General features: G+C 38.6%; 9 protein-coding genes. All 9 read left to right on the forward strand.

The genetic code is table 11. The features are described from left to right. The first annotated feature begins 437 nt into the window (after nt 1–437). The 9 genes from AB6C75_RS22145 (at nt 438) to AB6C75_RS22185 (ending at nt 7,389) form a co-directional block, all read left to right on the forward strand. A complete protein-coding gene (locus tag AB6C75_RS22145) occupies nt 438–941 on the forward strand; it encodes a hypothetical protein (RefSeq protein WP_372109275.1) in 504 nt (167 codons plus the stop codon). Nucleotides 942–1,092: 151 nt separating this feature from the next. Further along, the gene (locus AB6C75_RS22150; RefSeq protein WP_102258077.1) at nt 1,093–1,722 is read left to right on the forward strand and encodes a site-specific integrase; all 630 of its coding nucleotides are present in this window, start codon (nt 1,093–1,095) and stop codon (nt 1,720–1,722) included. A 203-nt stretch (nt 1,723–1,925) separates the two neighbouring features. After that, nucleotides 1,926–2,669 (forward strand): hypothetical protein, encoded by a 744-nt coding sequence (locus AB6C75_RS22155; protein ID WP_102258076.1) that lies wholly within the window; start codon nt 1,926–1,928, stop codon nt 2,667–2,669. Nucleotides 2,670–2,719: 50 nt separating this feature from the next. Further along, entirely contained in the window at nt 2,720–2,905 is a 186-nt protein-coding gene (locus tag AB6C75_RS22160; protein WP_017086662.1) for a hypothetical protein, read from the forward strand. A 9-nt stretch (nt 2,906–2,914) separates the two neighbouring features. Continuing rightward, nucleotides 2,915–3,151, forward strand: a complete 237-nt coding sequence (locus tag AB6C75_RS22165; RefSeq protein WP_102258075.1) for a hypothetical protein — start codon at nt 2,915–2,917, stop codon at nt 3,149–3,151. 14 nt (nt 3,152–3,165) lie between these two features. After that, entirely contained in the window at nt 3,166–3,486 is a 321-nt protein-coding gene (locus tag AB6C75_RS22170; protein WP_102258074.1) for a hypothetical protein, read from the forward strand. Nucleotides 3,487–3,789: 303 nt separating this feature from the next. Further along, entirely contained in the window at nt 3,790–6,774 is a 2,985-nt protein-coding gene (locus AB6C75_RS22175; protein ID WP_372109278.1) for an SIR2 family protein, read from the forward strand. Nucleotides 6,775–6,911: 137 nt separating this feature from the next. After that, nucleotides 6,912–7,112 (forward strand): hypothetical protein, encoded by a 201-nt coding sequence (locus AB6C75_RS22180; RefSeq protein ID WP_372109279.1) that lies wholly within the window; start codon nt 6,912–6,914, stop codon nt 7,110–7,112. 85 nt (nt 7,113–7,197) lie between these two features. Then, nucleotides 7,198–7,389, forward strand: coding sequence for a hypothetical protein (locus AB6C75_RS22185; protein WP_102495681.1), 192 nt, complete (start codon nt 7,198–7,200; stop codon nt 7,387–7,389). Nucleotides 7,390–7,474 lie beyond the last annotated feature (85 nt).

Genomic DNA, 7,474 nt, shown 5'->3' on the forward strand with positions numbered 1-7,474 from the left:
GAAATACGCGAAACGGGGTAGTTCTATCTTTAAATTTAATTACGCAACAAAGCCCGGTAGGGGACGACTCTAGCTACAACCGCTCGAAAGTCAGCCATTTCTCTTTCCATACCCTAGAGTTTTCTCCTGAAAGTTAATTACAGAATTTAGTTAAATGTTAACGGGTTGTGATGTGTTTTGGTTTCGCTTGATTTTTTGATCCTAAACCTCAAAATGATCAGTTTTCTCTAAATTAGTAATACTGACGCCGCTTCGCTCTGTCGGCTTCATACTGACTCTACATGCAAGTATATAGCAGCCAGCATGAACCATATATAAACAAGAACATATTGAAATTATTGATTAATTCAACATTAATCAATTGGTGAGGATGTTTATTGTGTCGTGATGTGATTCTTATTATACTGGTTAGATATCCAGTAAAAAAAAGGCTATTTATGAAAAAAATGTTACTTGCGGTGGGAATATCATCAGCGCTATTGGGCTGTACGAACACTGCAACGCCCCCCCCCCCTATTACCAATCATATTGAGATTGGGACAAAGGCAGGGGCACACAGTGTTATTGTGTTAAATTTTAACAATGCTGAAGCGATGCCTGAGTATCAAACCTACGATGTGTATTTATATTTATCTCAGTTGCCGGAAAGTAAGGGGTTTGAGATTTGCAATTTTGAATATGACAATTGTGGTAGTCAGTACTCCGCCTGGCAACATGTATTACGTCCCGAGCAAAATGGCATTTGGCTTAGTTATGATTTCAAGTTTCCTTTGAGCTTAACGCAAAAATACGATGTGAATTTAGCTAATATTCAAACGATAGCTAATCAGGCGTTTTTAGAATGGGATAAGGCAGAAAGTCTTTATACCAAAGAAGTTTCTATGTCAGGTAAAACAGTTCAAATCGAGTCTTTAACAGCAACAGCCCATCAATTACCTTAACCACTCCAGTATGTAGTATCGTGATCAGTTGATTTCGATACTACGGAACGTTTTCCCCCAAAGCCAGTAATTCCAATCCTTAGATCACTGATTTCTAAACTTGTCACTGTTAGCGTGTGTGTTTATTCATGCAAAACAGGAAAATGCACACATGGCACTACCAACGCTCATCGAGGACAAAGACAAAACTTGGATCTTTAAAGTCATTACACAGACACCAGAGCCAGAGCTTAATGCGTGTCTAATGGGATTTTTCTTGGGTAGTGGAATGACAACACTAGAGGTATGTCGCATCCAAGTTCGAGACATTGTTAAGAAGAACGGACACCTAACAAAATGCTTTGCCATTAAAGGCGATGTGAATCGAGATTTTTATCTGTCCAACATTAAGCTACAGAATCTTATCAAGAACTACATTGAGCAACGGCTAAAAGATGGTGATCACCCCGATCAATACAATGCTTTTGATGCTGATGAACCATTCTTTAAGCGTAGGAATGGCGACCATTTTAAAATCAAGCATAGAACCACAGAGAAAGGTAATACGACTTACCACTGTAATGCTTTAAATAATCACATCAAACGATTGTTGGCTGATTCTGGTATTGATCAGCCTAGTATTCTAAGCGGTAGACGCACGTTTGCTGTAAGGCTTAAACGTCATGGAGTAGACGTTCCGACTATCCATTTGATGCTTGGAAATAAGAGCCTTGAAACCACGGTAAGACTTATAGAGACAGATACTGTGAGTATGCTAGCAATTGCAGATATGGCTTTTTAAAATATGCTAGACATATATGACGGGTGTATGTAGTGTACTTTTATTAGCTACAAACAAGTGAGCCACCCTCGAAAGGGTGGCTCTTAAACTCGCTACCTGTTGTCAATACTGTTTCCAGCGGAAGAGGACAGGGCTATCACAACAAGAGGATTAACCTCAGTTGTTTCTAATAATACACAACCTTGATACAGAGGGCAAATAATTTGGATTTGGAAGAGATCAAGCAAGGACTTTCTACAGAAAAACTAGAGACCTATCGTCAGGTGCTCGACTGTAAATCTGATAGTGAGTTGATAGCCGTTTATATGGCGATGCAAAGTATAATGTCTCAGTTTTTCTCAGTAGTTCAGCTACTTGAAGTGACATTGAGAAATTCAATCCATAAATCAGCAACAGAATGCTTTGAAGATGATGAATGGTATAAGCGAATTCCTCTAAGTCAAGAGTCTCGAAAACAAGTCGATTTTGCAGAACAGCAGTGTTTAAAGGATGTAGGCGCTCGATATACCAGTAACGATCTTGTTTCTCGATTACCGTTTGGATTTTGGGTTCACATGTTACACCGAGACTACAACAACCCTCGCAACAGAGATCATAACCTATGGCAAACACAGTTGGATAAGTGTTTCCCGAACGCTAGAGAGAAGAGAGTTAAACTCAATACATTATTTCAGAAAATGGGAGCATTAAATAAGTTCAGGAATCGTTTATTCCATCATGAGCCAGCATGGAAAGGTAGATCCACTCGAAACCGAGTTGATGCTATTGAGTTTCTTCTAAAAATGTTCAATGAGCACACGGACGCTATTTACTTACTATCCACTTCTAAACGAGAGCTTATTACAGTGTTAGGGTTTGAAGAAAAATTCAATCAAGAGTGTAATATCAAAAACTTAGAACGTTTTGAGTCGTTGTTAGCTCCTGAGAGTCGAAATACTGGCGATTAGTGAGCTAGACATATTTGACAGGTAATTAAATTGGAATGTACTAGACACATATGACAGGTAGAAATATTACAGAGTTTCAGCTTATAGCAAACGCTAAAGGTTGGAAGTTTGAAGAAATCGCAAAACGTTGGGGTAAGTCCGAACGCCAGTTATCACGGATAGCAAAGGCGGGTGAACAGCGTGACTTAGACGCTGTGAATGGCCTACCAAACAAAGACAACGAACAAAAGGGATAAAAAGACATCATGTTTTTTGAGTTCTTTGATTGGAAAATTAAAGCAGGAATAATTATTACCGTTGCTCTTATGTTGGGTAGCGTAATCAGCTTCATTGTTGCGTGGACAGCACCAGTACCAACCGATGCATTATCAGCCGTAACCAAATATCTAAATTATCGTTGGTTTGCTTTCTTTGCTGTCAGCACATTGTCTATTGGTGCGGCAACAATGAAGTATCACGATAGAACACTAACACGTTGCTAAGGGAAAATTTTCGCATGAAAACAAGTCAGATTTTGGAATTGCTAAGAAAGGCATCACCAACATTACAAGTCAAGATTCAACATAAAGAATATGGTGTACTACCTGTTGGTAATGTCTACCATGAACCGCCAAGAACCTTCCTGCAAGAAGCAAAAGAGGAAGGGGTATACTCTAATGTTAAAGGGCTATTAGAGCGTCTTGAAAGTATTGATGCCACTGTTCCTTTTGATGCGGATTTAACTTCTGGTGATGATTGGAATTTCCAAGAAGTGCAAAGTGTGTTTGAAAGCGAAGGAAAAGTCCTTATTCAAATTTCTGATCCAGTTTTTAATTAAGGGGAATAGACCTTGTACCTTTCCTTGGTCAGCGTAGCCGTGTTACGGAGATTCTGAGCCGTCAAAGACGTTTATCTATCTCAATGATTCGCAAGCTACACGATGGGCTTAGAATCCCATTGGACAGCCTTGTGAAAGAATATCAACTGGTTAAATAACATTGAAAGTTTCGACAAGCGCACTCTAAAAGCGCGTAAGCTAGTTACCTCTTCGCTTATGAGTAAAGAGTTTTCGCAGCCTCAAATCGACACAGTGATTAGTATCAACGACAAAGCAAAACAATAGCAGGAGAAAAAGCAATATATGTCAATTGGCTTTTACGATGAACGTATTCTAAATATACGCCTCAAAAAAAATAACAAAGGGTCTACTTTTTTATTTGGTGCTGCATTAAGTCAAGTAACTAATGGGGTAGGCATACCAAACGTTGAAGGTGTCATTGAATTTATTGAAGAATATGCAATAGAGCAAGAGGTTGATGAACTCTATTTTGAAGAAGCTAAAGGCTTTTCGGAACAGGATAGATACCAACAAGCTTTTAGCTTAATCGCCGGTTTATGTGGTCAAGAGTCGGTGAATGAAATCATTAAACGCGTAGTAGAAAGTAATCTCGATGAAAACGGCAAACATCGAGTACCCAAGGCAATCAAAGATTTCGTTACTAGTATCAAAAACGGCAATATCGTAGTAAATAATATCATCACGACAAACTTTGATACGCTACTTGAGGAGGAGTTCAACAATCAAGGAATTTCTGTCAACTCTTTTAGCGTAGTAGCAGATACTCAGCTACCAAACGATATAAACGACAATATCAATATCTATCATTTACATGGTAGTTGGGAGCGTGGCGACTCAATGCACACAACGAATCAGTTGCAATCAAACAGAGACCGCATTGAAACTTCGCTGCAAAACCTCATTGGTAATCAAAGTTTGGTGGTTATGGGGTATGGTGGATGGGATGATAGCTTTACTCGTTCTTTGGCGTCAGCAGTTATCAATACACAGCTGAACTACAATATTCTATGGTGTTTTTACCAAGGCAACAACGCCGTAATAGAGCAAAGAGAAGCCCCTTTATTAAATCGTTTAAACGATGGCATAAGTCGTGGTCGAATCCAGCTATATAAGGGGGTCGATTGTAATAAGGTGTTCGCAACACTGGCACAGGTAAGTGCAATAAAAAAAAGACAAGTTGAGCAACGTAACATTGAACAAAAACGTTTAGAAACCATTAGTTACTACAACATTCCCGAACGGCATTACAGTAGTCAAACTCGTGGGCGAACGAGAAGTAAAGCTATACAAAAGCTGACAAAAAGCAACTCATTGTTTGTAAGGTCACCATTAGGTTTCGGTGTCTATGATTTTATCTATTCGCTAACGAACTCGGTATCTGATAAAGCTACTCACTGCGTGAGAGTTAACTGCTCAGAGGTGATTTCTCAAGCACAAATTGAACATCAAGTTCTTATGGATTCAGGCCAATCTTTGTCGCAGCTTTCTTACTTACTCAACTTGCGTGAAGATGACGTGCATTTCATTATTTTCGATAAAATTCGTGGTGACATGGATGCGGAAGCTTTGATGTACTTGTCTAACCTTCCGAAAAATCTTAACGTTATACACAACAATGTATTTTTTATTTATACGTCAAGCGTTGACATTAAACAGTTTGGTAAAGTGCAAGTTGAACTAAAAAAACTAGATCGAAACGATACTCAGCTTATTCTAGATAATAGATTCGACAAACATAGTTTTACACATGCGCAAATAACTCAGATATACGAATACTCAGAAGGAGTGGTAGAGAAGCTGGAACTAATAATGGACTATTTGAATGTTAGTTCTGTTGAAGAAGTACTTTCAGATGTCGAGATGTTCAATGATGCGTTTCACTCAGAACACATTCCTAAAACCACAATGAATCAGATTAGTTTGTTGTTCAATGAGCCTACAAAAGAGCCAGTGTTAAGGTATCTGAAAATTCTAGCAGTTCTCAAGAACGGAGAAACGTTGACCAACATTCGCAAAGCTGAAATGGGATCTGGTCTATATGCTCAGCACACCATGGAGCTCGTTAGACTAGAACTTGCCACAACAGTGCAACTAGATCAGGACTCAAAATTAGTTAAGGTTAACCCTATAATCAAAGACTATATGATGAGTAAAATGACTCGTGAAGAGATATTGCGAATATCAAACGAGTACCTAAATGTTACGCTCACCGAAACGAAAAAGGGTGTGAAGCTCAGCTCTATCAATCGAAAAATCTCTCAGTCCGGATACAATACTGAGGAAGATAATACCTGTACCTTGCTTCGTCATGCATTCGAGGAGTGTCGAGATAATATTAGTCATTCAGAAGCAACAGGTCAGTCAACTGAGTTAGCATTAAGAAGAATGAATAAGCTGTGTTATCTAAGCGGAGCGTATGTATATTTGCTTAAAAGTACATCTCGATTCACAGAAACAATTACAGCCATAGATAGTTTATTGGATGTAATTAAAGAGGTCGATAGTGAACAGTTGCACCGCTATTATGCTCTAATGTCCAGTTCGTATAGAATGAAAGCCAATTACGACGAAGCAAAAGAGTACTTAGATTTATGTGAAGAATTGTGTCCAGAGTCGGATAAATGGACGCTGGATATGATCTATAGAGAAAGATTGAGTTTACTTGAAAGTACCGATTTGGACTCGGCAATTAAACTAGCAAAATCACGGAAAAATGAATTCCACAAACAGTCTGTTGAGAGCATTGTGACAGAAGCGCTACTTGCAGAACGTAAACCATCCGATCTTCGTTTAAAGACCTTAGTTAAACTAGAGAAAAAAGCAAGAAAGCTTGGTTATTTTACAGCAGCAAATAACATTTTGTTTACTGTTAACAGAAAACGTACACATAGTGAAAAGATTAACAATCTTGATAGAGCAATACAATCAGATCAAAGCGAATATAACGTATGTCGAGCTAAGATATACAAATATCAAGCACATGTTGACATGGGGCTTTTTGAACGTATCAAAGATAAAGACATAGGTGAACTTCTAAATATCTACGACTACCTATTTAGGCAAAAGTTTGACTCGCTTTTCAATCAATGTCACCAGTTACTCTGGGAAATAGCTGAAGACAGGAAGATGCATGATGTGATCTTTTTGATATTTTTTAAAGGCACCATTGTGTGGCGTTTAAACTCTGACAATGATAATGAAATGAAATACGGCACAAAAATCAAAGAAATCCCTCAACCAAGGCTTCTAGAATTCCAACCATCTTAAATGGCTTTAGCAGGCGCTGGTTTAGGTGTATTTATAGTAGGCGTGATTTTTCGGGCACTTACGAGCATGTAAGCAGCTCACCTATAGTCGTTCAGGATTGCATGAGCAAATCTAGGTATCGAGAGGGAAAAATGAGCATGAAATTAGCTATATCTCTAATATTTGTTGTTGCTGCATTTGCTTTGTGCATAGCAAATTATGGCTTTTCAGCAATGAGTGAGCAACTTGCCAATGTCGATGAGTTTACATTCACTTATTCAGTGGCTTTTCTATGTGGTTTTACGCTCATGCTAGGGTTAGGTTTCGGCATTCTTATCGGTAGAAAAAGCCAACTTTGAACTTAAACCCAACGTAATGTGAATTTCAATGAGTTAATCAGTAAAGCAAAACAAAGTTAACCTGTCATTGAGGGAAAATATATTTGTGAGCAAGTCAAACGATAAAAAGTCAGTAATAAAAGGTTCTAGTCCTGATGGTTCTAGACGTGATCTGGAAGTAACTGTAAATGACGATGGTAAAACTGAGCTCTGGGTTAGACCACCAAGCAGTGAGAATGGTTACTGGATTGAAGTTAGTACCGCTGAACTGAATGAAGCGCTAAAGACTAAGAGCTAATTTATGGGAGAAACAGGTGTGGCAGTAATAGGCGCTGTTGCATCGCTCAATCCTCTGGTCTTTTGATAGATCTTAGGCGCAACGA

This window comes from Vibrio sp. 10N.237.312.B06, from assembly GCF_041464685.1.
GTDB classification, from domain to species: Bacteria; Pseudomonadota; Gammaproteobacteria; order Enterobacterales; family Vibrionaceae; genus Vibrio; species Vibrio tasmaniensis_A.

Bases quoted from the DNA above. Each gene is read 5' to 3' on its own strand.
- AB6C75_RS22145 (WP_372109275.1), top strand. From the start codon at position 438: ATGAAAAAAATGTTACTTGCGGTGGGAATATCATCAGCGCTATTGGGC.
- AB6C75_RS22175 (WP_372109278.1), top strand. From the start codon at position 3,790: ATGTCAATTGGCTTTTACGATGAACGTATTCTAAATATACGCCTCAAA.
- AB6C75_RS22160 (WP_017086662.1), top strand. From the start codon at position 2,720: ATGACAGGTAGAAATATTACAGAGTTTCAGCTTATAGCAAACGCTAAA.
- AB6C75_RS22165 (WP_102258075.1), top strand. From the start codon at position 2,915: ATGTTTTTTGAGTTCTTTGATTGGAAAATTAAAGCAGGAATAATTATT.
- AB6C75_RS22150 (WP_102258077.1), top strand. From the start codon at position 1,093: ATGGCACTACCAACGCTCATCGAGGACAAAGACAAAACTTGGATCTTT.
- AB6C75_RS22180 (WP_372109279.1), top strand. From the start codon at position 6,912: ATGAAATTAGCTATATCTCTAATATTTGTTGTTGCTGCATTTGCTTTG.
- AB6C75_RS22170 (WP_102258074.1), top strand. From the start codon at position 3,166: ATGAAAACAAGTCAGATTTTGGAATTGCTAAGAAAGGCATCACCAACA.